The following is a 25,920-nucleotide window of genomic DNA, read 5'->3' as shown; positions in this document are numbered from 1 at the left end:
AGCTCGCATGATCATCGCTGTTTATCCCGGCACTTTCGACCCGCTGACCAGGGGCCACGAGGACCTGGTTCGCCGTGCAGCCACGCTTTTCGACAAAGTCGTGGTGGGGATCGCCACTAGCCGCAACAAGAAGCCCTTCTTCAGCATCGACGAGCGCGTGGATATCGCGCGCGAAGTGCTGGGACACTATCCCAACGTGGAAGTGCAAAGCTTTGGCGGCCTGCTCAAGGACTTCGTGCGCGAACAGAATGGCCGCGTCATCGTGCGCGGGCTGCGCGCCGTGTCCGACTTCGAATACGAATTCCAGATGGCCGGCATGAACCGCCATCTGCTGCCGGATGTCGAGACGCTCTTCATGACGCCGTCCGACCAGTACCAGTTCATCTCGGGCACCATCGTCCGCGAAATCGCCCAGCTTGGCGGCGACGTCAGCAAGTTCGTGTTCCCGTCGGTCGAGCGCTGGCTGCAGGAAAAGGCCAAGGAACGCCGCGAACAATCCTGGCCGGGCTGAAGCCCCGTCTGCAACATCCCCGAAGGGGCGCGCAAGCGCCCTTTTCGCGCTTTCCGGGCCCCGGCCGCCCGGCGCTACAATGGCCGGGCCAATCGCCTTTCCGTTGCCCATCATGGCCCTGACCATCACCGAAGAATGCATCAATTGCGACGTTTGCGAGCCCCAGTGCCCGAACGACGCGATCTCCATGGGCGAGGACTACTACGTCATCGACCCCGACCGGTGCACGGAATGCGTCGGCCATCACGACGAGCCCCAGTGCAAGGTGGTCTGTCCCGTGGAGTGCATCGAGCTGCACCCGCAATGGAATGAAGGCCAGGAGCAGCTCATGGCCAAGTACCGCCGCCTCACCGGTGCCGCATGAGCGACGCGGCGCCGCCCAGTATCAACCTTTCCCCCTCCCCGCACCACGCCCGCCGCGACATCTCCGCGTCCGCGGTCGCTGCCGGGCTGGTCGCCGTCCTGGTCAGTTTTGGCGGCACCGCCGTGCTGATGGTGCAGGCGGGTCATGCCGCGGGCCTGGATGCCGCACGCATCGGCTCGTGGATCGGCTCGCTGAGCCTGGTGCTGGGCCTGGGCGGCGCGTTCTACAGCCTGCGCACGGGCCTGCCCGTGGTCATGGCGTGGTCCACGCCCGGCGCGGCGCTGCTCGTCACCGCGCTGGCAGGCGTCCCCTTCAATGAAGCCGTCGGCGCCTTTGTGCTGGCAGCCGGCCTGACGCTGGCCTGCGGGCTGTTCGGCTGGATCGATCCCATCCTGCGCCGCATTCCCGGCGAGGTCGCCGCCGCCATGCTGGCCGGCGTGCTGCTCAATTTCGGCATGGGCATCTTCAGCAACATCAACAAGCAGCCCGCGCTGGTGCTGGCCATGTGCGCCGCCTACCTGCTGTGCCGCCGCTGGGCGCCGCGTTACGCGGTGCTGGTGGTGATGGCCGTGGCGGTGGCCATGGCGGCCGGAATGGGCCTCATGCAGGTCGACCAGCTGGATTGGCGCCTGACCGAATTCGTGTGGACCACGCCCGCCTTCAGCGCACAGGCCGCGGTCAGCCTGGGCATTCCGCTCTTTGTCGTGGCCATGGCGTCGCAGAACCTGCCCGGTCTGGCCATCCTGCAGGCCGCAGGCTACCGTCCGCCCGCATCGCGCCTGGTCGCCGCCACTGGCCTGCTGGGCCTGGTGGCCGCCCCCTTTGGCGCGCATAGCGTCACCATGGGCGCGATCAGCGCGGCCATCTGCACCGGGCCCGAAGCGCATCCCGACCCGGGCAAGCGCTACATCGCCGCCGCCACCTACGGCGTCAGCTACGTCGCGCTCAGCATCGTCGCGGGCGCGGTTGCGGTCTTCTTCCAGGCACTGCCCGCCGCGCTGCTTGCGGCGCTGGCCGGACTGGCGCTGCTGGGCACCATCATGGGCGGCATGGCCGCCGCCATGGCCAATCCGCAACGGCGGGAAGCCGCGCTCATCACGTTGCTTTCGACCGCGTCGGGATTCAGTTTCTGGGGAATTGGGTCGGCCTTCTGGGGCCTCGCGGCGGGCCTCGTGGCTCACACCGCTTTCGAATACAAGCGCGCCCGAGCGGGCGCTTGAAAACCGGCGCTGGCCGCGTTCAGGCCGGCCAAGCGGACACGGGCGTGTCCGGGTGCACCTTCATGATGCGGCAAGGCACCTGCACGAAGTTCGAGATCCAGGCCGCGGCCAGCTCGCCTTCGTCAACGACGTCGATGGTCTGCTCGCCCACCATCATGCTGTAGCGCACGCTGTCGTCGTCTTCGATCACGTCCAGCGGAATGTCCATGCGCAGCATGCCCGGCGCCTTCAGCACCAGATAACCCAGACGCAGCTCCACCGACACCTCGGCCAGGCGAGGGCACAGCTCGCGGTTCAACCACTGCCCCGAATCATTGGCCACCAGCCACTGGCGGTGATAGCCGGCCGCTTGCGCCTGTGTCGTCACGCCGCATTCGGCGATCGGCTGGAACTGTTCTGCGCTCATTTGCCCAGCAATCCTTTCAAGGCCTTGTCCACCGCGGCGCCGCTCTTGCCCTTGCCGGAGACCGCTTCCTTGAGCTTGTTCTCCAGGCTGCGCTTCAGAATGCCGCCGATGGCGTCCTTCCAGAGCAGCGTGTACGAAGGGTTGTCGAACGGGCCCTTGAAATGGACGGGGATAGTCACGTCCTTCAGGTCGATCAGTTCCTTGCCATCGGGATTCGCCGCCGGGTTGATGACCCGAGCGCGCGCCACCAGATCCAGCTCGCTCTTGACGAAGTCGATGCTGGCCGGCTCGCCCTGCGTGACCCGCAGCAGCGGCGACACGAAGTTCAGGCGCTTGACGGTGGCAATGCCCTTGGCGATGGCGAAGTCCGCGTCCAGTTCCGAGAACTGCGTCTGCTTGCCCGTGTCCGCAGCCACCGTTTCGTTCTGCGCATCCGGCGAGAAGCGGGCTTTCAGGTCGCGCAACGTCTGCGTCAGATCGATGCCCTTCACGGCGCCATCCCGCAGCTTCAATTGCAGCGTGCCACCCAGGCCGCTCTTCATCGCGTAGACGTTGGCGCCGCCGGTCTTCAGGTCCAGCGTCAGGTTGCCCGTGCCGCTCAGCACGTTGCGCTTGGCCAGATCCACCAGCAGCGGTTCGATCGCGATGCCGGCCAGCGTCATCTTGGTGGCGATCTGATTGCCTTGCGCCGCGTCCACGGACAGCGCCCCCGCCAGCTTGCCGCCGTAGAGGCCCGCCGCGAGGTCGGAGATGTCGAGCTTGCCCTTGTCCAGCTTGACCGAGGCCGAGACTTCGTCGGCCTTCAGGCCACGCACGACCAGCTTGCCGACCTTCAGCGTGCCGTTGACGCTGGGGCCGACCAGCGCCGACAGGTTGATCGTGTCATCGACCGGTGCGGCGGGGGCCGGGGCCGGCGCGGGCTTGCTGTCGTCCTTCTTGCCGTCCGCGGGCGGCTTGGGCGGCGCGGCCACCACGGGCGGCACCAGCTTGTCCAGATCCAGCGTGTCCACGACCAGCGCGAACTTCATCTGCGGCGTGTCGGTCAGCTTCGTGATGTCGGCGCTGAGATCGAACTTGCCGCCTTCCAGCACCGCATTGATCTTGCTGGTGGCCTGATCCTTGAGCAGGTCCACCGTCAGGCTGCCGATCACCGGAATCTGCAGGCTGCCCTTGGGCAGGCCAGGATCGGTGATGTTCACGTCGCCACGCAACGCCGACATGGCGCCGCTGCGCATCAGCAGGTTCAGGCTGAGCGGTGACGCGAAATTCAGCTTCACCACACGATCGCCCTTCTTGGACGTGCTGTCCAGCTTGGCTTCCTTGATATCCAGTTCGCCGGCGTTTCCGCTGATGCCGTTCAGGCCGAAGCTGGCATCCAGGCCGCTGATCCGCACCCGGCCCGTCAGGGCTTCGCCGGTAGCCGACGCGGGGGAAATATTGAGCGCCGGCGCATCGACGGCCAGTTCGAAGGGGCCATCAACCACGCCGCCCTTGGCGCGCACGGCAAGCTTTTCGATCTGGAGTTGGCTCTTGTGCGGATCGATCGCCAGCTTGGGGATCGCCACGCTGGCTTCCACATTGGTCGCCTTGACCGAGGGTTCGGTCACGTCGCCCTGGAACAGCAGTTCCAGACCACCGACGTCCAACGCGGACTTCTGGCCATTGAACGCCAGGTTGCCGCGCATCACCAGGCTCTTGGCCTCGGCGCCCGGCAGCTTGCCGTCCATGCGCAGGTCCAGCCGCTGTGCGGCATAGCGCTTGGCGGAAGGGTCCAGCGTCAGCAGCGCCTGGCCGGTCAGGTTGGCATCCACGCGCGGATAGCCGCCTTCGACACGCGCCGTCATGCGCACATCGAACGGCTGGTTGAACGTGACGCGGCCGGTGTTGGCGTTGATGCGCGTGAACGCGACCGCCATGCCCGTTATCGCGTCCTGCAGCTGCACTTCGCCGTCCTTCAGGTCCAGGCCGGCAATGTCGATCTGCATGTTGTTGCGCGTCGGCGGCAGGTTGCCGCTGGTGATCGCCTGCGCCGCGGTCTGGGCCGCGCCAACCAACGCTTCGGCCGGGTTGCTGGGCGAATCGGTGACCGGCTGCGTGCCGCCCACCAGATTGCTGAAATTGAATTGGCCCTGCTTGTCCCGCACCACGCGCGCCTTCAGCCCGCTGATGGCAACGTGGTCCACGACAAAGCTGTTGGACAGCAGCGGCCACACGGCCACGGCAAGGCGCGTGCTCTCGATGGAGGCAAACGTGTCCGTGCTATTGGGTTCTGACAGGGAGACGCCCTGTACATACAGGCCGATCCGCGGGAAGAGCGATAGCTCGATCTCGCCGTCGATCGTCAACGTGCGTTGATAGCGTTCCTGGACAAGCTCTTCCAGCTTGTACTTGTACGCGTTGGGGTCGAATGTCAGCAAGAAGATGGCCAGGCCGACGACGGCCACGACAACCAACACTACCAGGCCTATCAAAATGCGCTTGAACCACGTTTTCATTGCTGCCCCGTCGGTACCTCGACTGGAAATCCTTGATACCGCCCACCGCGCCACGCGCGGGGAAGGTGCGTTGCCGGCGGAAGACCGCTGGCCTATTGAACTGTCTGCAATCCTGGGCTTGCCTGTCAGGTTTGCCTTGCCGGGCTGGCCTTGACGGACTTGCCTGGACCGACTTGCCATTCAGAGGCTTGCCTTTCAGGGCGTGTCCTCGCTCCTGCCGAGCCTGCGGCATGGGCGCCAAAGGAAGGTGCTACCGAGGAAGGCCTGCTGAAGACGCCGGTAACCCAGCGTGCAGATAACCGCTATCGTAACAAATCAGGCCGATCAGCGGGATCGGCCAAGCTGACGGCTTCCTGACCGGCGGATTGTAGGGCTAGAATGATTGATCGATCAATTATTGATGCATCCAACAATGACCGCCCCCGCCCCCACTTCTCCACACTCGCCCGGCCAGATGCTGCCCTTCCGGCAAACCCTGCTGGCCATGCTGGGCATGTGCTTCGTGATGATGCTGGTCGCCATCGACCAGACCGTGGTGGGCACCGCGCTGCCCACCATTGTGGCGGAACTTCGCGGCTTCGAACTGTATGCATGGGTAGCGACGTCTTACCTGCTGACGTCCGTCATCACCGTGCCGATCTTCGGGCGGCTGGGCGACTACTACGGCCGCAAACCCTTCGTCGTGGCCGCCATCGTGTTGTTCACCCTGGCCTCGGTCCTGTGCGGCGCCGCCGACACGATGCTCGAACTGGTGCTGGCGCGGGCGCTGCAAGGCATCGGCGGGGGCATGCTCGTCGGCACCGCCTTCGCCTGTATTCCCGATCTTTTCCCGGATCCCCACGTCCGGCTGCGCTGGCAGGTCATGCTCAGCGCCGCCTTCGGCATCGCCAACGCGGTCGGTCCCACGCTCGGCGGCGCCCTGACGGAACACTACGGCTGGCGCTCCGTCTTCTACGTCAACCTGCCCATCGGCATCCTGGGCCTGTGGTTCGTCGCCCGCTACCTGCCGCACCTGCGCAACCAGAGTCCGGGCAAGGTCCGGCTGGACTGGCAGGGTGCGATCTTGATCGCCGTGGCGCTGGGGACCATGCAGTTGCTCGTGGAACTCCTGCCCAAGGACGGCTTCACGCCCTCCCTCGTGATGCTGGGCGCCGGCAGCATCGCCGCCTTCGCTGCCCTGATCTGGTGGGAACGCCGCTGCCCGCATCCGCTCCTGCCCCTGGATATGTTCCGCAACCGCGGCCTGGCCATGCTCTTCACTCTGGCCCTGCTGGTCGGCGTGACGATGTATTCCCTGCTCTTTTACGCGCCCCTGCTCCTGCAAGGTGGCTTCGGGCTGTCGCCCCAGCAGGCGGGCCTGCTCATCACGCCCATGGTCGTCTTCATCACCGTCGGCAGCATCGTCAACGGCCGCATCATCACGCGCATCCGCAACCCCAACCGCATGCTGTACGCCGGCTTCATTCTCATGGCGTTCTCGTGCCTGGGCATCGTCACGACCCACAGCTACACGTCGCACCTGCTGATCGGCGCCTACATGACGATGGCCGGCCTGGGCATGGGCTTCATCATGCCCAACCTCACCGTCTTCGCCCAGCAGACCGCCGGCCGCAGCCACCTGGGCATCGCCACCGCGCTTCTGCAATCCCTGCGCATGATCGGCGGCATGCTGGGCACCGCCGTCGTCGGCACCATGGTCAGCCACAGCTACTTCAGCGGCGTCGAATCCACCCTGCGCGGCGCTTCAGCGCAGTGGCTGCCCAAGCTCAACGACCCGCAGATGCTGGTCAACCCGGCGGCCCAGACCGAGTTCCTGGCACAATTGGCCCATCAAGGCCAGGACGGAACGTCGCTCATCGAAATCGCGCGCATCGCGCTGGTGGGCGCCATCCATGAAGGGCAACTCATCGCCCTCGCCGTCGCCGTCTTCGCACTCTGGTGCGTGCGGCGCGTGCCCCTGGTGCAACTGGTCCGGCCATCCAAACCGGAGCCCGCCGGCGTCGGAGAGTAGCTTTTGCCCAAACAACAACAAGGCCTTCAAGTCATCCAGCACATGGGCCAGACGTATCGCGTGATGCAGAGCGCCTTCAGCAGCAAGGTCGGTCACGCACTGCCGCGGTGGCGGATATTGCTGGCGCTCCATGAAAACGGGCAGTGCTCGCAAAAGCATCTGGCCGAGCGCTGCCGGCTGGATCCGGCGTCACTGACGCGGCAGTTGCAGGCGATGCAGAAGCTGGGGTGGATTTCGCGGGCGGTGGATGCGGACGATAACCGGTTGACGAACGCGACGTTGACCGCTGCCGGGCAGGCGGTGGTGAATGAGGCGTTGCCGAAGCGGGCTCAGTTTTTTGAGGAGTCGCTTAAAGGGCTGTCAGCCGCGGATGTAGATACGTTGAATCGAGTGTTGAGCGTGTTGGAGGAGAATTTTGTCAGGGCGGCGGGGGAAAGGAACACCTGACGGACGCCGCCTCCTCGCGCGCAGCACTTTATTCATAAGTCCCCTCCATTGGTAATCAGGTCTTGACGTCAGCCTCGTGCAGATCGCTGGGGCGCGAGCACTTCAGCGCCAAGCGCTAGATTCCTTAGAAGCGACGCCACAGTGACCACCCCAGTGAACATTCCGACTGCGCGAAATCGTCGTGCCGCGCCGACCGTACCGTGTTCTTCTTCTCTGCGGAAAAAGGCTGCACAAGCAAAAATGCGGCGGCAGTCATCAACATCGGTAGCACCGGCGATGACACGCGGACGATGACTTCAAGTGTCTCGGCCCCGGTCCCGAGTGTGTTCATAATTGCCACTCCCCCGGCAATCCCTCCCGTAAAAGCGATGAAGTCGGAAGTAGAATTTTCTCGTTGAGGAGTTCTACCGCATGAAGAAGTCGAGACGTACGGATAACACGGTAGATGGAAAGCCGATGGCCGACAGACCAACCTCGCTCACCCCTGCTCCACAAGGCTACGCCGACTGGCTGGCCGACCTGAAGGGGCGCATCCACACCGCACAGCAACGTGCGGCGCTGGCGGTCAACCGGGAACTGGTAAGCCTGTACTGGCAAATCGGCCACGACATTCTGGCGCGACAGGCAGAACAGGGTTGGGGAGCCAAGGTGATCGATCGGTTGGCGCATGACTTACGCACCGCCTTCCCGGAGATGAAAGGCTTCTCGCCGCGCAATCTCAAGTACATGCGGGCGTTTGCCGAGGCCTGGCCGGACGCCGAAATTGTGCAGCAGGTTGCTGCACAATTGCCCTGGGGGCACAACCTGGTATTGCTGGACCGCCTGAAAGCGCCGACAGAGCGCCTAGCGTATGCCCGCGCCGCCATCGAATATGGCTGGTCGCGCAACGTGTTGAACATCCATATCGAAACCCGCCTGCTGGAGCGCACCGGCAAAGCCGTCACCAATTTCGATCAGCGCCTGCCTGCACCGCAGTCCGATTTGGCTATCGAGTCGCTGAAAGACCCGTACCGCTTCGATTTCCTTGGGCTGGGGGAGAAAGCACAGGAACGCGAGATCGAAAAAGCGCTGGTGCAGCACGTCACCGATTTCCTGCTGGAGTTGGGCGCGGGCTTTGCTTTCGTCGGGCGGCAGGTGTTGCTGAACGTGGGTGGCGAGGAGTTCTTCATCGACCTGTTGTTCTACCACCTCAAGCTGCGCTGCTATGTGGTCATCGAACTGAAGGCGGGCAAGTTCCAGCCCGAACACCTGGGGCAATTGGGCTTTTACCTGACGGCGGTGGATCGGCAGGTGAAGCACGCGCAGGACAATCCGAGCATTGGCCTGCTGCTGTGCAAAAGCAAGAACAAGGTGGTGGCCGAGTACGCCCTGGGTGACAAGTCGCAGCCAATGGGCATCGCCGAATACAAGCTGGTGGAGTCCCTGCCGCAAGAGCTGCAAACTGGCCTGCCGACGATCGAACAGATCGAGCGAGAACTGGGTAGGCCGATGGGTGATGGCGCTGAGGAATGATGTGCTGCCCCTCGCGGTGGATGTCACCGGCATCACTCCCTATCGGGCCAACATGCGCACCAACCAATTGCTGCGCCATGACGTGCCGGCGCAGATCGCGGCGGGCCAATCGCATGAGACAGTGCAGTTGATCGACGGGGCGCGGCCCGGTTGATGTGGGCAACGGCAACCCATTTCCAACTTCGGAGGCAGCCGCCCGGGCGCGGCCCGAGCGACTGCCATGCGCTTAACAGCGCATCCAAACGTACGAAGAAAGATCAAACGTTAAACAAGAAATTCATAACATCGCCGTCCTGCACGATGTATTCCTTGCCTTCCGCGCGCATCTTGCCGGCTTCCTTCGCGCCCTGCTCGCCCTTGTACGTGATGTAGTCCTCGTACGAGATGGTTTGCGCGCGGATGAAGCCGCGTTCGAAGTCGGTGTGGATGACACCGGCAGCTTGGGGCGCGGTGGCGCCGATGGCCACCGTCCAGGCGCGGACTTCCTTCACGCCGGCGGTGAAGTAGGTTTGCAGGCCCAGCAGCTTGAAGGCGGCGCGGATCAGGCGGTTCAGGCCTGGTTCTTCCATGCCCATGTCTTTCAGGAAGGCTTCGCGGTCGGCGTCGTCGAGGTCGACGATTTCGGATTCGATGGCGGCGCAGATGGCCACGACGGGCGCGTTGCGGGCGGCGGCGAATTCGGTCAGGCGGTCGAGCAGCGGGTTGTTGGTGAAGCCGTCGTCAGCGACGTTGCCCACGTACATCGCGCGCTTGGCGGTGATGAAGCAGAGCTGGGCGATGTCGGCCTTTTCTTCGGTGGTCAGGTCCAGCGCGCGGATGGGCTTGGCTTCGTTGAGCTGGGCGATGCACTTTTCCAGCACGGCGACGATGCGTTGCGATTCCTTGTCGCCCGAGCGTGCGGTCTTCTGGTGGCGTTGCAGGGCCTTTTCGGCGGTCTGCAGGTCGGCCAGGGCCAGCTCGGTTTCGATGACTTCGATGTCGGCGATCGGGTCGACCTTGCCGGCAACGTGGATCACGTTGGGATCTTCGAAGCAGCGCACGACGTTGACGATGGCGTCGGTTTCGCGGATGTGCGAGAGGAACTGGTTGCCCAGGCCTTCACCCTTGCTCGCGCCGGCGACCAGGCCCGCGATGTCGACGAATTCGACGGTGGCGGACAGGATGCGTTCGGGCTTGACGATTTCAGCCAGCTTCTGCAGGCGCGGATCCGGCACTTCGACGACGCCGACGTTGGGCTCGATGGTGCAGAACGGATAGTTCTCGGCGGCGATGCCGGCGCGGGTCAGAGCGTTGAAGAGTGTCGATTTGCCAACGTTGGGCAGGCCGACGATGCCGCATTGCAGAGCCATGGGAATCCTGTGTAAGTACGGTATTGAGCGTTAACGGCGTAGTTTACCCCGGCAGGGGGAAACGACGCCTTGTGGGCCGGGGGTGATGCGGCCCCGAAGTGACCTGGATGCGATCCCGCTGCGATCCGGAGATCGGAGCCCGCGGGTTGCCATCATCAGACCGCCCAGCCCGCGTCCCTTCGGACCGCGCGCCGCGCTCCGGGCGCCGCAGCCGCAGCCGCGAAACTTACCCCGCCGCCGTGGGCGCGTAGCGCATGACCATTACCCCGCCGCCGTCGGCGCGTAGCGCATGACCAGCCAGATCATCAAGATCGGCCCGGCATTGAACACCGAATGCAGCAGGATCGCCGCCCCGATGCCGCGCCGCACGCGCATCCACCCCAGCACCAGCCCGGTCAGCCATTGCGGCAGCACCAGCAGCGGCAGCAGCCAGTACGGCGTCTTGTTGTAGACAAAGTTGGTCAGGTGAACCGCCGCAAACGTCAGTGCGATCAGATGAAACACGACGCCATAGTGCTGCAGGTAATACCTGCGCCAGCTCGTGTCCCAGCCTTTCAGGGGCTCAGGGCGTGCGCGCAGCCCCCACACCGCCAGCAGAATGAACGCCGCCAACAGCAGCCCCGTCCAGAGCTTTGGCCCCCACAGCACGACGGGCACCAGCGCGGGAATCAGCCACAGCGCCTGACGTGGCCGGCGCAGGCCGTAGCGGAACAACATCTCTTCGACGAGCGGCGCCCACAACACCGCGGTCAGCCACGGAATGTTGTGGGGATCCAGGCGATGCGAGACGCCGCCGAGTCCGGCCGCGACGACGGCCACGGGCCCCAGCGCAAAAAGATTGATGACCCACAGCACGGCGGCCCAGGCCAGAAGGCGTCCCGGTCCGATACTCGGCCACCAGTCGGCGACCAGCCCGCTGCCGCCGGTCCGGTTCGGCAGGCGCGACAGCGGATGCGGATGGCGGATGAAGCGCCAGAAGTCGGCGATCTCGCTGCGAAAACGCATCTTCCCGTTGGGCTGGCGTTTTGTCATCAGGACTCGTTGCCGCTATGCAGCTGGCGGGTGGCGAGTGCGAAGTCACCGGCCAGCATGGACGGCACGACGGCGCGGCAGCGGTCGATGACGGCTTCGATTTCCTTTTGTTCCTCGCGGCGCGGCGGATGCAGGACGAAGTCGGCGACCTGCTGCGCCAGCCCCAGCGTGCGCGGGTGGCCGATGCCGATGCGCAGGCGCCAGAAGTTGGGGCTGCCGAGCGCAGCCTGGATGTCCTTCAGGCCGTTGTGGCCGGCGTGGCCGCCGCCCTGCTTGAGCTTGACCTGACCGGGCATGAGATCCAGTTCGTCGTGCAGCACCAGCACTTCTTCGGGCGTCAGCTTGTAGAAGCGCGCCAGCGCGCCGACCGCCTGGCCGGAACGGTTCATGTAGGTGTTGGGCTTGAGCAGCAGGACGTTGTCCGCGCCCAGGCGCGATTTGGCCACCATGCCGAAAAAGGATTTCTCGAGCGCAAAAGAAGTGCGCAGATCGTCCGCCAGATGGTCGGCCAGCCAGAAGCCGGCGTTGTGCCGGGTGGTTTCGTAGTCGGGACCTGGATTACCCAGTCCCACGATGAGGCGTATGGGAGTAGACATGATGGGGGTGTTTAAACCAAAAAACCCTGCGCATGCAAATGCACACGCAGGGTTTCGGGCGTAAGCCGCGGGAAAGCCGCAAGGGCTTTCCTGCAGGACTTAGGCAGCCGGAGCAGCTTCTTCGGCGTCGTCGGCGGCGGCAGCGCCACCCTTGGTGACCGCAGCGGCCAGCAGGGGGTTGTCTTCACCGCCGTGGGGGACGTACGTCACGCCCATGGGCAGCTTGATGTCGGCCAGGTGGATCGAACCGCCGGCCAGGACGTCAGCCAGGTTCACTTCGATGAACTGGGGCAGAGCCGACGGCAGGCAGGTGATTTCCAGTTCGGTCGTCACGTGGCTGATGATGGCGCCGCTCAGCTTCACAGCCGGCGAGATTTCAGCGTTCACGAAGTGCAGCGGCACCTTGGTACGCAGGGCCTGGTTGGCGTCAACGCGCTGGAAGTCCACGTGCAGGACTTGCGGCTTGTAGGCGTGCCATTGAACCGAACGCAGCAGAACTTGCTCATCCTTGGCGCCTTCGAGCTGCATTTGCAGGATCGATGCGTGGAATTCTTCCTTGCGCAGCGCGTGGTAGATCTCGTTGTGGTCGAGTTCGATGTTCAGGGGGGCAGCCGTACCACCATAAACAATGGCGGGAACGCGGCCCGCGCGGCGCAGGCGGCGGCTCGCACTCGAACCCTGGACGCTACGCGCAGTGGCAGTAAATTTCATGGATAACTCCGAAACGATAAAGGTGAAGAGACTTCACCGGTTGAATTCACGGCGCGCAAAGGGCGCGCCGTGCTTGTTTGCGCCTTGCCGCGACCAGCGAGGCGCAAAGAACTGCAAATGTGGGCTGTGGCCCGATCAACGCCTACGCGTCAATCGACGAACAGCGAGCTGACCGATTCGGCGTTGGAAATACGCAGGATGGTCTCGCCCAGCAGCGCGGCGCACGACAGCTGGCGGATCTTGCCGCTGGCCTGGCCTTGCTCGGACAGCGGGATAGTGTCGGTGACGACGAGTTCGTCGAGTTCCGACGCTTCGATGCGGTCGATGGCGCCGCCCGACAGCACGGGGTGCGTGCAATAGGCGTAAACGGCGCCGGCGCCGCGGTCCTTCAGGGCCTGGGCCGCCTTGCACAGCGTGCCGGCGGTGTCGACCATGTCGTCCATGATGATGCAGGTGCGGCCGTCGACTTCACCGATGATGTTCATCACTTCCGACACGTTGGCGCGCGGACGGCGCTTGTCGATGATGGCCAGGTCGGCTTCAAGCTGCTTGGCCAACGCGCGGGCACGAACCACGCCGCCGATGTCCGGGGACACCACGACCAGGTTCGAGAAATTGCGGCGCCAGATGTCGCCCAGCAAGATCGGACCGGCGTAGATGTTGTCCACGGGAATGTCGAAGAAACCCTGGATCTGGTCAGCGTGCAGGTCCATGGTCAGGACGCGGTCAACGCCAGCCACCTGCAGCATGTTGGCCACGACCTTGGCCGAGATGGCCACGCGCGCCGAACGCGGGCGGCGGTCCTGGCGGGCATAGCCGAAATAGGGAATCGCGGCGGTGATGCGGCCGGCCGACGCGCGGCGCAGGGCATCGACCATCACCATGATTTCCATCAGGTTGTCGTTCGTAGGCGCACAGGTGGGCTGCAGGACGAAGACGTCTTTACCCCGCACGTTCTCGTTGATCTCGACCATCACCTCGCCGTCCGAAAAACGACCGACGGTCATCTTTCCCAGGGACATGTCGAGGTGGTTGACTACGTCCACGGCCAGCCGAGTGTTGGCGGTGCCCGTGAAAATCATGAAGCTATCGTTTGCCATGATGGATGATGCGATGGTCGTTTGAGACACTAACGATTGATGCGAATGATGCGGGGTGATACCCGGGGTGACTTGGACAAGCACGTTCAACTTGCACCAGCGAATCCGGAAAATAAAAAAGCTGCTGAACCCGGGCCAGTGTCTTACAGGCGTGTTCAACAGCTTTTTTATGTATTCGGTTGGCTGGGGAGGAAGGATTCGAACCTTCGCATGCCGGAATCAAAATCCGGTGCCTTAACCAGCTTGGCGACTCCCCAACTATCTTGCAATCCAATTCCGCAACGGATGTTCAGCTAACCCAGTACATGCCTGCACTAACCGAAACCGTGGATGCGTTTGGCTGAATGTTTTATCAGCGCCGCGCATTATAGCGGTAATTTCTTGTTCTGCCAAAACGGCCTGCGATGTTTCGGAAAATTCGGCGAATAAACACGCGCCTGATCCCGACATGCGAACAGGGAGACCCCGCTCAGCAAGCCACCGCGATGCCCCAAGTACTTCAGGATAAAGACGGTAGACCACCGGCTCCAAATCATTTTTTCCGTAAAGCGCGCATCCGCTTGGGGTTTCACCACTTCGGTGTTCACCGCCGGGGTGTTTCCCTAGGGATCCGCTTGGCAAAAATGTTTGCGAAGCAAGAAAGTCCGCTATTGTGATGTAAGAAGAATCCCTTGTCAAATCGGGTGCGGAAAATATTCCAACAGTCGGCACGCTGGCATCGGGTTGCGCCACCAGATAGGCACGTTCGGGCAGCGTCACGGCGGTGAGATCTTCGCCGATTCCCTGCGCAAACGCCGACTGTCCAAAGACGAAGACGGGCACGTCCGCGCCCAGCGGCAACGCCAGCGCCATGAGATCCTGACGCGACAGTCCCGTGTTCCACAGCTTGTTCAAGGCGATCAGCACCGATGCCGCATCGCTGGAGCCGCCGCCCAGACCGCCGCCTTGCGGAATGCGCTTTTCAAGGCTGATCTGCGCGCCCTGGCGCGTGCCCGTGGCCTTCTGCAGGGCGCGCGCCGCGCGCACGGTGAGGTCCTGATCTTCAGGCACACCCGGCAGGTCCGTGGCGCGGCTGATGATGCCGTCAGCACGCACATCGAAGTGCAGCGTGTCGCACAGGTCGATGAAGCGGAACACGGTCTGCAGCAGGTGATAGCCGTCGGCGCGGCGGCCCACGACGTGCAGAAAGAGGTTCAACTTGGCGGGAGCGGGAACGTCGTAGAGAGTCACGAAAGACAACCGGTGCGGATGAATCCGTCATTCTAGCGAGACGGGCCGGCGCGCCGTGGAAATCGGCGGGCCGGCCCGTGAAAGGTCGCGTGTTCGTTCGCGCGCCTGCGAAGCGCAGAGGCGCTACGCGAACAGTAGCGTCATACGAAGCGAGGCGTCATGCGACACGTGGCTTCACACGTTCTGCGCCATTACGCCAACTGCGGCGTCACGCTCCCGCCAAGTCGTGCAGCAGGCGCGTCGATGACCTGTCCCTCCGGCAGCTTGAACACCGACACGGCGCCGGCCAGTTGGCGCGCCTGTTCTTCCAGGGCGCCAGCAGCAGCGGCGGCTTCTTCGACCAAGGCCGCGTTCTGCTGCGTCACGCTATCCATCTGCGACACCGCGCGGTTGACCTGGTCGATGCCGGTGGCCTGCTCTTCCGAAGCGGCCGAGATCTCGGCCATCAGGCTGGTCACGCGCTGCACGGATTCGACGATCTCGCGCATCGTGGCGCCGGCGTTTTCAACCTGCTCCGAACCCACGCCGACCTTCTGCGCGGAATCCTCGATGAGCTGCTTGATTTCCTTGGCGGCGGCGGCGCTGCGCTGTGCCAGCGTGCGCACTTCGCTGGCCACGACCGCAAAACCCTTGCCCTGCTCGCCCGCGCGCGCGGCTTCGACCGCGGCGTTGAGCGCCAGGATGTTGGTCTGGAAAGCAATGCCGTCGATCACGCCCACGATGTCGGCGATGCGCGACGAGCTGCCCGAAATCGCATGCATGGTTTCGACCACGCTGGACACGGCCTCGCCGCCGCGCTGTGCAACCGCCTGCGACGCGGCCACCATGCGATTGGCCTCGCGTGCGGTGTCGGCATTCTGCTTCACGGTGGTGGCCAGCTCTTCCATGCTGGCCGCGGTTTCTTCGAGCGACGCAGCCTGCTCTTCGGTGCGGCTGGACAGATCGGTGTTGCCCGAAGAAATCTCGCGCGCACCGACGTTGATCTCGTCAACGCCGCGGCGCACGGCCGACACAGTGCGCACCAGGCTGTCCTGCATGGCCTTGAGGGCGCCGATCAGCGCGCCGATTTCGTTCTTGCCCATATCCGCCACGCGGCGCGTCAGGTCGCCTTCGGCGATGCGGCGGAAGACTTCGCCCGCTTCCAGCAGCGGACGCACGATCATGCGGCGGATCAACACATGCGCGCCGACGGCCATCAACAAGCCCAGCGCCAGAATGCCGGCCAGCAGCGAACTGAACAGCGTGTGGAACATGGAGATTTCATCCATGACTGTCTGCCCGGTGTTCTCGGCACGCAGCACGAAGGCGTCGCGCTCGCTTACGAGACGCTCTTGCACGGCCTGCGTACCCTGCTTGAAGTAGGCGTCCATGTCGCCGGCTTCGAGGACGCGGCCCACGTTCTGCAGGTTGGTGCTGAGCTTGGTGTAGGCATCGATGATGCCGGCGGACTCGGCCTTTTCCTCGGCGGACAGGCTGCCGGAGAACCCTTGGAAGGCGCGATCGGCCGACACGATGCGCTGGCGCGCGGCCTGGAGCGAGCTCTTGTCGTCGGTATTGCCCTGCGCGACGCGCGTGGCGTAGCGGCTCAGGTCCGTGCGGGCCGCGACGAGCGACAGCGACGCGGAATTGACCGCATTGACCTGTTGCGCCGACAGGCGATAAAGCTGCTCGACATCGTGATTGGTCTGCCGCAGGGCAACGAAGCCCATGCCGCCAATCACCAACTGGAAAGTGAAAAATATCGCGATGATTCCCAATAGCACCGTCGCGATGCGTGTGTTCCTGAACATTGGCCATTCTCCAAAAGGGTGGCGGCAGACGAGCGTCGACCCCGAATTGCTGCGCCGCGCACGAACCGGGCGCGGGCAGGGAGAATTATTCAGTGAAGTCAATATATTTCAAGCGGTAACACGCCTGGATTTGCGGCGGTTGTTCGCTTGATTGGAATGAAGGCGATGTGATAAGGGTTTACCCGAATCACCTAGTGCGGCGCCTGACGCCGCGCGCGCTCACGACTGGTTGACGACCAGCCGAACGAGGATGCGGCGTCCGGGTTCCTGGCGCTCCAGCACCAGCAGTTGCGGGCCTTTCTCGTCGTAGCGGGAAAGCTTGGCGCGCCAGCCGCCCTGTTCGAATGCCACGGGGCGGCCCAGTTCGTCACGGGTGACGTCGGTGGCCTCGGGGTCTGCGGGCAGCTTGCCGCGCAGCCAGTCGCGCAATCCGGACACCGGCATGCTGCTGCCCAGTGCGTCTTCGGCAAGCGCATCCGGGCTGTCGGCGACCAACCGGGTGCCGTCTGCCTTGGTAAGGCTGGCGGCGCCGGGGGTGCCTTCCACGCGGGCTTCGGTCGAGCCGAGCGGGTTGGTCAGGTCCAACACATAACGGCGGCCATCGTCGGACCAGGAAAAGCCGCCCTGCACCGCGTTTTGCTTGCCGCTTTCTTCGTTGACGGTAATGGCAAAGCGCCCGATGCGGGAAAACGCATCGGCGCTGGCGCCTTCGATCGGCTTGGGCAAGGACGTGCATGCCGCCAGGGTGAAGGCCAACAGCGCCATTGCCATCCAGCGCACGCTGGCCGCGGCGCCGCGCAATCCTGCAAATACTGCCGTCACAGGCTGACCCCCAGACGCTTCACGACGTCCTGAACCGTCTTGTTCTTGGGATCTTTCTGCAGGGCCGCGCGCAGCAGGTCCATGGCCTGATCGCGCTTGCCTTGCGCCCAAAGCACCTCGGCCAGATGCGCGGCGATGTCGGCTTCGGGACGCACGCTGTAGGCGCGGCGCAGATAATCCGCGGCGGCGGTGGTGTCGCCCATGCGGAATTTGACCCAGCCCATGCTGTCGAGAATGAACGGATCGTTGGGCGACAACTCCAGCGCCTGCGTGATCAGGTCCAGGGCCTCGGGCAGGCGCTGATTGTGGTCCGCCAGCGTGTAGCCCAGCGCGTTGTACGCATGGGCGTGGTCCGGATCCAGCGCGATGACCTGACGCAGCATGCGCTCCAGGTCAGCCAGGCGGTTCTGGCGTTCGTACAGCATCGCCAGTTCGTACTTGATTTCGACCGTGTCCGGCAGCGCCTGGTCGGCGGCTTCCAGGGCGGTGACCGCCTGGCCGATGCGGTCGGCGTCGCGCAGGATCTGCGCCTTGGTCAGCGCGCCCAGGGCGCGTTCTTCTTCGTCCTGCGGGCCGGCCGAGTCGATCATGGCCAGCGCGTCATCCACGCGGCCGCTCTTTGCGCGCAGCGCAGCCTGGCGCATGCGCACGGAATAGCGCAGCGTGGGGTCGTCGATGCGGCCGAGTTCGGCGATGGCTTCGTCGTAATGGCCCTGGTCTTCGGCGATGCGCGCCAGCAGCACGTGGGCATCGGCGGCGGCGGCGCCGGCGTCGGTGGCGCCCGGGACCGTGGCCCGCTGGCGCTGGTTCTGGACGTCCAGATACTGCTGCAGCAAAGTCTTGGCCTGCGGAAGCTGCCCGGACTTGTAAGCCAGTTGCGCCTGCATGAAGAGCAGGTCGAAGTCTTCAGGCGACCGGCGCGACATGGCTTGCAGTTCGGCCAGCGCGGCGTCGTAGTCGCCGCTGTCGGCCAGTTGACCGGCCAGCATCAGGCGCACCTTGCGGGCGCCCGGATTGCGGTTGATGAAAGTGCGGGCTTCAGTCTGCGCGCGCTTGGGGTCGACCTTGGAGCCGTACTCCAGCACGCGCTGGGCGGCGCCTTCGGATTTGGGATCGGCGGCCAGCGCGGCGCGGGATTCCTGCGCGGCACGCTCGTAGTCGCCGGCGGCGGAGGCCACATCGGCCAGCGCCAGATGGGCGGCGGGCAGCTTGCGCACGCTGTCGCTCAGGGATTCGTCCAGGATGCGCAGCGCCAGGCGCCGGTCGTTCAGGCGGCTGAGCACGGCAAGCGCCTGGCCGATGGCGGCGGGCTTGTCGCGCGAGGAATCGATGCGTTTGCGCAGGGCCTGGGCCAAGCCCTTGGTCTGGCCATTGGCAGCCGCCAGCGCCAGCTCGGTAGAGCTGGCTTCGACGTCGTTGGGAGCCAGGCGGGCCCAAACGCGGGCCGCGTCCAGCGCGCCGGGCAGGTTGCCGCCGGCAAGCTGGAATTCAAGGCCGCGGCGGGCAAGACGGGGATCGCCGGTGTCACGGGCCAGACCGACCATGGTGGTGGCGGCGGTGCCGTACATGCCCCGCTGGGCGGCGATTTCGGAAGCCAGTACGCGGTAGAAGATATCGCCGGTCAGCGACACATAAGGCAGTTGACCTGGGCGCAGGCGGATGACTTCGGTTTCAGGCTGGCGGCTTTGGGGAGCCATCCGGGGGCCCGTCGCGTCACGCGTCCGGCCGTCGGCGGCCTGGGCCGGCGGGGCCATGATTGCTGCCAGCGCAAGCCCCAACGCGGCGATCCCGATATTCATTTGTTTAAAAGACGACTTCACGCGGCCCGTCCGGTTGATGGCACAATCTTCGTACACGCAATTGATGATCTTACACTGGCTCATGCCGGAACTGCCTGAAGTCGAAACCACGCGCCGAGGAATCGACGCCATCATCACCGGCCAGACGCTCTCGCGACTGGTCGTTCACGAACCCCGCATGCGTTGGCCCATCCCGCCGGAGCTGCCGTCCCTGATCGGCGGACGCACGGTGCTGGAATGCGCGCGGCGCGGCAAGTACCTGCTCCTGCGCTTCGAACATGGCACCCAGATCGTGCATCTGGGCATGTCGGGCTCGCTGCGCAGCGTGGCGCCGGGTGAATTCCTGCGCAAGCACGATCATGTCGAATGGATCTTCGACGGCGCGGTCCTGCGCCTGCACGATCCGCGGCGCTTCGGCGCGGTGCTGTGGCACGCCGCCGAAGCGGGGCCCATCGAGGCGCACCCGTTGCTGGCCAAGCTGGGCATCGAACCCTTCGATCCGCGGTTCGACGGGGCCTGGCTGCACCGACATTTCCAGAACCATTCCGCCGCCATCAAGCAGGTGCTGCTGGCCGGTATGGCGGTGGTCGGCGTGGGCAATATCTATGCGTCCGAAAGCCTGTTCCGCGCCCGGATCAATCCCAAGACGCCCGCAAACAAGCTGTCGCTGGCCCGCTGCGAGCGGCTGGCAGACATGGTGCGCGCCACGCTGGCCGACGCGCTGACCTCCGGCGGCAGCACGCTGCGCGACTACGTGGGCGCCAGCGGCGAGCCGGGGGCCTATTTCGAGATCCACGCGGCCGTGTACGAACGCGAAGGCCAGCCCTGCCGGGTCTGCGCCACGCCCATCCGCCGTTTCGTCCAGGGGCAGCGAGCCACTTACTACTGCCCGAAATGCCAGCGGAATTGACTCGGGCCGGTCCGCCGCGCCTGGGGAAATCACCGTTACAACTGGGGAATTCGTTTATAGCAAACGTATTGCACGAAAACTAACGCGGGGCTATATTTCCTTCCACACACCCTATTCCTATAAAAGTGGAAGGAGCCTCCATGAGCAAGCAATTCGCCTCGCACGCGGACATGGACGACAAGGTCGTCTCGTTCGAAAAACTGTCCGACAACGCCTATGCATACACCGCCGAAGGCGATCCCAACACGGGTGTGATCATCGGCGACGAGGCCGTCATGGTGATCGACACCCAGGCCACCCCCGTCATGGCCCAGGACGTGATCCGCCGCATTCGCGAAGTCACGGACAAGCCCATCAAGTACATCCTGCTGTCGCACTACCACGCCGTGCGCGTGTTCGGTGCGTCGGCCTACAACGCCCAGGAAATCCTGGCCAGCCGCGACACCTTCGACCTGATCGCCGAACGCGGCGAGCAGGACAAGGCCAGCGAAATCGGCCGATTCCCCCGCCTGTTCCGCAACGCCGAATCGATTCCGCCGGGTCTCGTCTGGCCGACCATGACGTTCAAGGGCGAAATGACGGTCAACCTGGGCAACCTGGAAGTCAAGCTGCTGCAGGTCGGCCGCGGCCACACCAAGGGCGACACCATCGCCTGGCTGCCCGAGCAGAAGATCCTGTTCGCGGGCGACCTGGTCGAGTACCAGTCCACGCCCTACTGCGGCGACGCCTACTTCCGCGACTGGCCCACCACGCTGGACGCACTGTCGGGCTTTGAAGCCGAGAAGATGGTGCCCGGCCGCGGCCCGGCGCTCAAGAACGCCACCGAAGTGCGCCAGGGCCTGGCCGGCACGCGCGCCTTCCTGACGGACCTGTACGGCGCCGTGAACCGCGGCGTGGCCGAGGGCAAGGACCTGAAGACGATCTACCGCGAGGTCTACGACTTCATGAAGCCGCGCTACAGCGACTGGGTCATCTTCGACCACTGCATGCCGTTTGACGTGTCGCGCGCCTATGACGAGGCCTCGGGCCACACGCATCCGCGCATCTGGACGGACAAGCGCGACCTGGAGATGTGGGCCCAGCTGGAAGGCTGACCCTACCCCTGACCTGACAAGCAAGAACCGGACACTCGCGACCCTTGCGGCGCAGCGTGTCCGCATAAATAAAAAAATGACCCACACAGGAGACAACCGTGGGAGACATCGACTTTCAGGCGATGGAGTTCGCCTATGAAAAGCACGCGGACCAGACGGCGGCCGACCCGGCGCGCCATCAGGTCGTGGTGGTGGGCGCCGGCCCCGTCGGCCTGACCACGGCGCTGGACCTGGCGCGCCAGGGCGTGCGCGTGGTGGTGCTGGACGACGACTACCGCTTGTCCACAGGGTCGCGCGCCATCTGCTTTTCCAAGCGCACGCTCGAAATCTGGGATCGCCTGGGCGTTGGCCAGCGCATGATCGACAAGGGCGTGTCGTGGAACGTCGGCAAGATTTTCTTCCGCGAACAGGAAGTCTGGCGCTTCGACCTGCTGCCCGAACCCGGCCACCGCCGGCCGGCATTCATCAATCTGCAGCAGTACTACGCCGAAGGCTATCTATACGAGCAGGCCCGCCAGCAGCCCAACATCGAGCTGCGCTGGAAGAACAAGGTCGCCGGCGTCATGCAGGGCAATGACGGCGTGACGCTTACCGTCGAAACGCCCGACGGCCCGTACACGCTGCATGCCGATTGGCTGATCGCCTGCGACGGCGCACGATCGCCGGTGCGCAAGCTGATCGGCCAGGAAAGCCACGGCCGCATCTTCCGCGACCGCTTCCTGATCGCCGACGTCAAGATGACCGCGGATTTTCCGTCCGAACGCTGGTTCTGGTTCGATCCGCCTTTTCACCCGAATCAATCCGTGCTGCTGCACCGGCAGCCCGACAACGTCTGGCGCATCGATTTCCAGCTCGGCTGGAACGCCGACCCCGTTGAAGCGGTCAAGCCCGAGAACGTGCTGCCGCGCATCCGGGCGCTGCTGGGTCCGGACGCGCAATTCGAACTGGAATGGGTCAGCGTCTACACGTTTGCGTGCGAACGCATGGACAAGTTCCGCCACGGCCGCATCGTGTTCGCGGGCGACTCCGCGCATCGCGTGTCGCCGTTCGGTGCGCGCGGCGCCAACAGCGGCGTGCAGGATGCCGAGAACCTGGCGTGGAAGCTCAAGCTTGTCGTGGCCGGCCTGGCGCCCGATACGCTGATCGACAGCTACAGCGCCGAGCGTGAATTCGCGGCCGACGAGAACATCCTGAACTCGTCGCGCGCCACCGACTTCATTACGCCCAAGAGCGACATCAGCCGCAGCTTCCGCAATGCGGTGCTGAATCTGGCGAAAGACCACCCATTTGCGCGATCGCTCGTGAACAGTGGGCGGCTTTCGCTGCCGGCCACGTACGCCGGATCGCCCCTGAACACGCCGGATGCCGACGCCTTCACCGGCCGCATGATGCCGGGCGCGGTGGCGCTGGATGCGCCGTTGCAGGTTCAGGGCGAAGCGGGCTGGTGGCTGTCGCAACTGGATGGCGAGTTCGTGCTGGCGGTGTTCTGCGCTGGCGCGCTGCCCGGCCACGACACGCTGATGGCGTTGCAGGCGCTGCGGATGGCGCCGGTGCCCGTCAAAGCCGTGCTGGTGGCCGATATGCAGTGCGACCTGTCCGCCGTGGCCGCGGACGTGCCCGTGGTGCGCGACAGCGAAGGCTGCCTGGCCAAGCGCTACGACGCGCAGGACGGCACCGCCTACCTGATCCGCCCCGACCAGCACATCGCCGCGCGCTGGCGCGTTTTCAATCCCGACGCCGTTGCCGCCGCCGTTCAGCGCGCGACGGGCCGCGCGTGATTCCCGAGGTTGTCACCATGCTTATCACCGAAACCAACCTGAGCGCGCCGGACGACTTCTATGAAGCGCTGATCGACGCCCATCGCGACCTGACGAACGAGCAGAGCCAGGAGCTGAATGCGGCGCTGATCCTGCTGCTGGCGAACCACCTGGGCGACCTGCCCCTGCTGAAGGAAGCGTTGCAACATGCGCGCGCGTCCGTGACGCAGGCGGTTTAAGGCGGCAATTCAAGACAAGGCGTCCGATTCAAGCGGCGCGGGTCCGCGTCGGCGTCAACGCGCCGCGCGGACCTTCATGAGCCCACCGCGAAGGTGTTGACGATCAACGCGCGCAGCCACTGATTGCCGCCGTCGCGATCCACCCTGCGCTGCCAGTACATGTTGGTCTGCAGCGCGGGCACTTTCAGCGGCGGGGTCATGAAGCGCAGGCCGAACGGTGCGGCGGCGCTGGCCGCCAGCTTCTCCGGCACGGTCGCCAGCAGATCCGTCGCGCTGACGATATAGGGCACCGCGGAAAAATGCGGCACGCTGAAATGCTCGGCCAGGTCCACCCCGGCCCGCTCCATCGACTGATTCACCTGGCCATAAGGCGCCGCGCGCGACACGATCAGATGACGCTCCGCGCGAAACGCCTTGATCCCCATGCCCGCATGCGCGGTGGGATGCGCCTGGCGGAAGAGCGTGGCGTAGCCCTGGCGAAACAGCATCCGCTGCAGCGTGCCGGCCCCCATTTCATCGAACGCGCCGATTGCCAGGTCCACCCTGCCCGACTCCATCTCGCGCGGCAGATCCGGCCCCAGCACCCGCACCGAGTCGATGCGCACGTGCGGCGCCTTCTGCACGCAGACTTCCATGAGGCGCGGCATGAAGTGGATTTCGCCGACGTCGGTCATGGCCACACGAAAGCGCCGGGTGCTGGTCGTCGCATCGAACTCGTCCTGGTCCTGCAAGGCCTGCGAAAGCAACCCCAGCGCTTCACTGACGGGTCCGGCCAGGCGCTGGGCGCGCGGCGTCGGCAGCATGCCCTGCGCGGTACGTACGAAGAGTTCATCGCCGAATGCCACGCGCAGGCGCCGCAGCGCATTGCTCACCGCGGGTTGCGACAGGTCCATGCGCCGCGCCACCGCTGACAGGTTGCGGTCTTCCAGCAGGTGTTGAAACAGCAGCAACAGGTTCAGATCGACATCGCGCAGTTCGGCCATCGGCGCCCCCCTACTATTCACGAAATTTATAGTCGCTATTTTTGCATTCCCGTAGCCGCAATAGGGATTTTTTCCGACAATGGCACATCGGCTCGGGCGGCGCCCGTCCCGCCACCACACCAAGCTGCGCGGCCAAGCACCGCGCCCGCCACCCAGGAGGATTCCATGGAACTGCAATATCAGTCCGGCTTCGGCAACGAATGCGCAACCGAGGCCTTGCCCGGCGCCCTGCCCGCCGGCCGCAATTCACCGCAGCAATGTCCTTACGGCCTGTACGCCGAGCAGCTGTCCGGCACCGCCTTCACGGCGCCGCGCGCGGAAAACCGCCGTTCGTGGCTGTACCGCATCCGTCCGGGCGCGCAGCACAAGCCCTTTGAAGCGTTCGGCGGCGCCGCCGGCTGGCTGAGCACCTTCGGCCACGGCCCGGTCACGCCGAACCAGCTGCGCTGGAGCCCGATGCCGATTCCCGATGCCCCCACGGATTTTCTGGAAGGCGTGAAGACATGGGGCGGCAATGGCGGCCCCGACGAACAGGGCGGCGTGGGCATCCATCTGTATGCCGCCAACCGCTCGATGCAAGGCCGCTTCTTCTACAACGCCGACGGCGAACTGCTGCTGGTGCCGCAAGAGGGGCGCCTGCGCCTGGCCACCGAACTGGGTCTTATCGACCTGGAACCGCTGGAAATCGCCGTCATCCCCCGCGGCGTGCGATTCCGCGTGGAACTGCTGGACGGCACGGCGCGCGGCTACATGCTCGAGAACTTCGGCGCGGCGCTGCGCCTGCCGGAACTGGGTCCCATCGGCTCGAACTGTCTGGCCAACGCGCGCGACTTCAAGACGCCCGTGGCCTGGTACGAAGACGTGGACGGCGACTTTGAACTGATCGCCAAGTTCACAGGCGGCTTCTGGCGTGCCGCGATCGACCATTCGCCGCTGAACGTGGTGGCCTGGCATGGCACGCACGCCCCCTACAAGTACGACCTGCGCCACTTCAACACCATCGGATCGATCAGCTTCGACCACCCCGATCCCTCGATCTTCACGGTGCTGACGGCGCCGTCGGACACCCCGGGCACGGCCAACATGGACTTCGCCATCTTCCCGCCTCGCGTCCTGGCCATGGAGAATACGTTCCGTCCGCCCTGGTTCCATCGCAACATCGCCAGCGAATTCATGGGCCTGATCCAGGGCGTGTACGACGCCAAGGCCGACGGGTTCGCGCCCGGCGGCGCCAGCCTGCACAACTGCATGAGCGGCCACGGCCCCGACGCCGAAACGTTTGAAAAGGCGTCGCACGCGGACACCAGCAAGGCGCATTACATCCGCGACACGATGGCGTTCATGTTCGAGACCCGCCGCGTGATCCGCCCGACGGAGCAGGCGCTGGCGTCGGTAGAATTGCAGGGCGATTACTACCGGTGCTGGCAGGGCATCGCAAAGCACTTCGATCCCAGGAAGGCGTGACGCGACCGCGTCAGCCTTTGTTGCCGGCGGCGATGCGCGAACAGCGCATCGCCGTTTGGCGTTTGATTCATCCGGCGC

At 64.7% G+C, this 25,920-nt stretch carries 25 protein-coding genes and 1 tRNA gene; 13 read left to right on the top strand and 13 right to left on the bottom strand.

The features are described 5' to 3' along the window. The first annotated feature begins 7 nt into the window (after window positions 1-7). From coaD to KW836_RS07930, 3 genes are all read left to right on the top strand, one after another. Window positions 8-511, top strand: a complete 504-nt coding sequence (coaD, locus tag KW836_RS07940) for a pantetheine-phosphate adenylyltransferase (RefSeq protein ID WP_056325406.1) — start codon at window positions 8-10, stop codon at window positions 509-511. Window positions 512-623: 112 nt separating this feature from the next. Further along, entirely contained in the window at window positions 624-875 is a 252-nt protein-coding gene (locus tag KW836_RS07935; protein ID WP_006391351.1) for a YfhL family 4Fe-4S dicluster ferredoxin, read from the top strand. Beyond that, window positions 872-2,095 carry a benzoate/H(+) symporter BenE family transporter gene (locus KW836_RS07930; protein ID WP_175122555.1) on the top strand — a complete coding sequence of 408 codons (1,224 nt, stop codon included), beginning with the start codon at window positions 872-874 and terminating at the stop codon, window positions 2,093-2,095. The genes KW836_RS07935 and KW836_RS07930 overlap by 4 nt, the downstream gene beginning before the upstream one ends. A 19-nt stretch (window positions 2,096-2,114) precedes the next feature. Here KW836_RS07930 and KW836_RS07925 read toward each other — a convergent pair whose 3' ends face one another. Both KW836_RS07925 and KW836_RS07920 read right to left on the bottom strand, forming a co-directional pair. Beyond that, window positions 2,115-2,501, bottom strand: coding sequence for an MOSC N-terminal beta barrel domain-containing protein (locus KW836_RS07925; RefSeq protein ID WP_175122554.1), 387 nt, complete (start codon window positions 2,499-2,501; stop codon window positions 2,115-2,117). Next, complete coding sequence (locus KW836_RS07920) at window positions 2,498-4,996, bottom strand: AsmA family protein (protein ID WP_175122553.1); 2,499 nt, start codon at window positions 4,994-4,996, stop codon at window positions 2,498-2,500. The genes KW836_RS07925 and KW836_RS07920 overlap by 4 nt, the downstream gene beginning before the upstream one ends. A gap of 412 nt (window positions 4,997-5,408) precedes the next feature. Between KW836_RS07920 and KW836_RS07915 the strand changes: the two genes are divergently transcribed. The 4 genes from KW836_RS07915 (at window position 5,409) to KW836_RS07900 (ending at window position 9,120) form a co-directional block, all read left to right on the top strand. Then, complete coding sequence (locus KW836_RS07915) at window positions 5,409-7,007, top strand: MDR family MFS transporter (protein ID WP_175122552.1); 1,599 nt, start codon at window positions 5,409-5,411, stop codon at window positions 7,005-7,007. Between the two features lie 3 nt (window positions 7,008-7,010). Further along, on the top strand, window positions 7,011-7,454 hold the full coding sequence (locus KW836_RS07910) for a MarR family winged helix-turn-helix transcriptional regulator (RefSeq protein WP_191577956.1): 444 nt from the start codon (window positions 7,011-7,013) through the stop codon (window positions 7,452-7,454). Between the two features lie 456 nt (window positions 7,455-7,910). Continuing rightward, a complete protein-coding gene (locus KW836_RS07905) occupies window positions 7,911-8,966 on the top strand; it encodes a YhcG family protein (RefSeq protein WP_218343293.1) in 1,056 nt (351 codons plus the stop codon). Further along, complete coding sequence (locus KW836_RS07900) at window positions 8,950-9,120, top strand: hypothetical protein (RefSeq protein ID WP_218342904.1); 171 nt, start codon at window positions 8,950-8,952, stop codon at window positions 9,118-9,120. The genes KW836_RS07905 and KW836_RS07900 overlap by 17 nt, the downstream gene beginning before the upstream one ends. Window positions 9,121-9,223: 103 nt before the next feature. Here the strand turns inward: KW836_RS07900 and ychF are convergent, their stop codons facing one another. From ychF to KW836_RS07860, 8 genes are all read right to left on the bottom strand, one after another. Then, window positions 9,224-10,315 (bottom strand): redox-regulated ATPase YchF, encoded by a 1,092-nt coding sequence (gene ychF, locus KW836_RS07895; protein WP_175122546.1) that lies wholly within the window; start codon window positions 10,313-10,315, stop codon window positions 9,224-9,226. A gap of 261 nt (window positions 10,316-10,576) precedes the next feature. After that, window positions 10,577-11,347 carry a type II CAAX prenyl endopeptidase Rce1 family protein gene (locus KW836_RS07890; RefSeq protein WP_218342903.1) on the bottom strand — a complete coding sequence of 257 codons (771 nt, stop codon included), beginning with the start codon at window positions 11,345-11,347 and terminating at the stop codon, window positions 10,577-10,579. Beyond that, a complete protein-coding gene (pth, locus tag KW836_RS07885; RefSeq protein ID WP_175122544.1) occupies window positions 11,347-11,943 on the bottom strand; it encodes an aminoacyl-tRNA hydrolase in 597 nt (198 codons plus the stop codon). The genes KW836_RS07890 and pth overlap by 1 nt, the downstream gene beginning before the upstream one ends. 99 nt (window positions 11,944-12,042) lie before the next feature. Continuing rightward, the gene (locus tag KW836_RS07880; protein WP_175122543.1) at window positions 12,043-12,654 is read right to left on the bottom strand and encodes a 50S ribosomal protein L25/general stress protein Ctc; all 612 of its coding nucleotides are present in this window, start codon (window positions 12,652-12,654) and stop codon (window positions 12,043-12,045) included. 149 nt (window positions 12,655-12,803) lie between these two features. After that, window positions 12,804-13,754: a ribose-phosphate pyrophosphokinase gene (locus KW836_RS07875; protein ID WP_006227587.1), complete on the bottom strand. Its 951-nt coding sequence runs from the start codon at window positions 13,752-13,754 to the stop codon at window positions 12,804-12,806. Window positions 13,755-13,934: 180 nt separating this feature from the next. Then, a tRNA-Gln gene (locus KW836_RS07870) sits at window positions 13,935-14,011 on the bottom strand. A 1-nt stretch (window position 14,012) separates the two neighbouring features. Continuing rightward, window positions 14,013-14,984, bottom strand: coding sequence for a 4-(cytidine 5'-diphospho)-2-C-methyl-D-erythritol kinase (gene ispE / locus KW836_RS07865; RefSeq protein WP_218342902.1), 972 nt, complete (start codon window positions 14,982-14,984; stop codon window positions 14,013-14,015). A gap of 191 nt (window positions 14,985-15,175) precedes the next feature. Beyond that, complete coding sequence (locus KW836_RS07860; RefSeq protein WP_218342901.1) at window positions 15,176-16,774, bottom strand: methyl-accepting chemotaxis protein; 1,599 nt, start codon at window positions 16,772-16,774, stop codon at window positions 15,176-15,178. On the opposite strand from KW836_RS07860, the gene KW836_RS07855 reads away from it, so the two are divergent. After that, window positions 16,692-16,925, top strand: a complete 234-nt coding sequence (locus KW836_RS07855; RefSeq protein ID WP_218343320.1) for a hypothetical protein — start codon at window positions 16,692-16,694, stop codon at window positions 16,923-16,925. The genes KW836_RS07860 and KW836_RS07855 overlap by 83 nt on opposite strands. A gap of 68 nt (window positions 16,926-16,993) precedes the next feature. Here the strand turns inward: KW836_RS07855 and lolB are convergent, their stop codons facing one another. Together lolB and KW836_RS07845 are read right to left on the bottom strand one after the other, a co-directional pair. Continuing rightward, the gene (lolB, locus tag KW836_RS07850; protein WP_218343292.1) at window positions 16,994-17,545 is read right to left on the bottom strand and encodes a lipoprotein insertase outer membrane protein LolB; all 552 of its coding nucleotides are present in this window, start codon (window positions 17,543-17,545) and stop codon (window positions 16,994-16,996) included. A gap of 47 nt (window positions 17,546-17,592) precedes the next feature. Further along, window positions 17,593-19,479: a lipopolysaccharide assembly protein LapB gene (locus KW836_RS07845; RefSeq protein WP_175137523.1), complete on the bottom strand. Its 1,887-nt coding sequence runs from the start codon at window positions 19,477-19,479 to the stop codon at window positions 17,593-17,595. Between KW836_RS07845 and mutM the strand changes: the two genes are divergently transcribed. The 4 genes from mutM (at window position 19,478) to KW836_RS07825 (ending at window position 23,395) form a co-directional block, all read left to right on the top strand. Next, entirely contained in the window at window positions 19,478-20,305 is an 828-nt protein-coding gene (mutM, locus tag KW836_RS07840; protein ID WP_218342900.1) for a bifunctional DNA-formamidopyrimidine glycosylase/DNA-(apurinic or apyrimidinic site) lyase, read from the top strand. The genes KW836_RS07845 and mutM overlap by 2 nt on opposite strands. 140 nt (window positions 20,306-20,445) lie before the next feature. Beyond that, a complete protein-coding gene (locus tag KW836_RS07835; RefSeq protein WP_218342899.1) occupies window positions 20,446-21,399 on the top strand; it encodes an MBL fold metallo-hydrolase in 954 nt (317 codons plus the stop codon). Between the two features lie 98 nt (window positions 21,400-21,497). Continuing rightward, the gene (locus tag KW836_RS07830; protein ID WP_218342898.1) at window positions 21,498-23,177 is read left to right on the top strand and encodes an FAD-dependent oxidoreductase; all 1,680 of its coding nucleotides are present in this window, start codon (window positions 21,498-21,500) and stop codon (window positions 23,175-23,177) included. Between the two features lie 17 nt (window positions 23,178-23,194). Beyond that, complete coding sequence (locus KW836_RS07825) at window positions 23,195-23,395, top strand: DUF2783 domain-containing protein (protein WP_175122535.1); 201 nt, start codon at window positions 23,195-23,197, stop codon at window positions 23,393-23,395. 74 nt (window positions 23,396-23,469) lie between these two features. Here the strand turns inward: KW836_RS07825 and KW836_RS07820 are convergent, their stop codons facing one another. Continuing rightward, the gene (locus KW836_RS07820; RefSeq protein ID WP_175122534.1) at window positions 23,470-24,378 is read right to left on the bottom strand and encodes a LysR family transcriptional regulator; all 909 of its coding nucleotides are present in this window, start codon (window positions 24,376-24,378) and stop codon (window positions 23,470-23,472) included. A 165-nt stretch (window positions 24,379-24,543) separates the two neighbouring features. Here KW836_RS07820 and hmgA point away from each other — a divergent pair, with 165 nt between their 5' ends. Continuing rightward, complete coding sequence (hmgA, locus tag KW836_RS07815) at window positions 24,544-25,842, top strand: homogentisate 1,2-dioxygenase (protein ID WP_175137519.1); 1,299 nt, start codon at window positions 24,544-24,546, stop codon at window positions 25,840-25,842. Window positions 25,843-25,920 lie beyond the last annotated feature (78 nt).

The sequence above is a fragment of the Achromobacter sp. ACM05 genome, assembly GCF_019218915.1.
Taxonomy (GTDB): Bacteria; Pseudomonadota; Gammaproteobacteria; order Burkholderiales; family Burkholderiaceae_B; genus Achromobacter; species Achromobacter animicus.
This window is presented reverse-complemented; position numbering and strand designations above follow the sequence as displayed.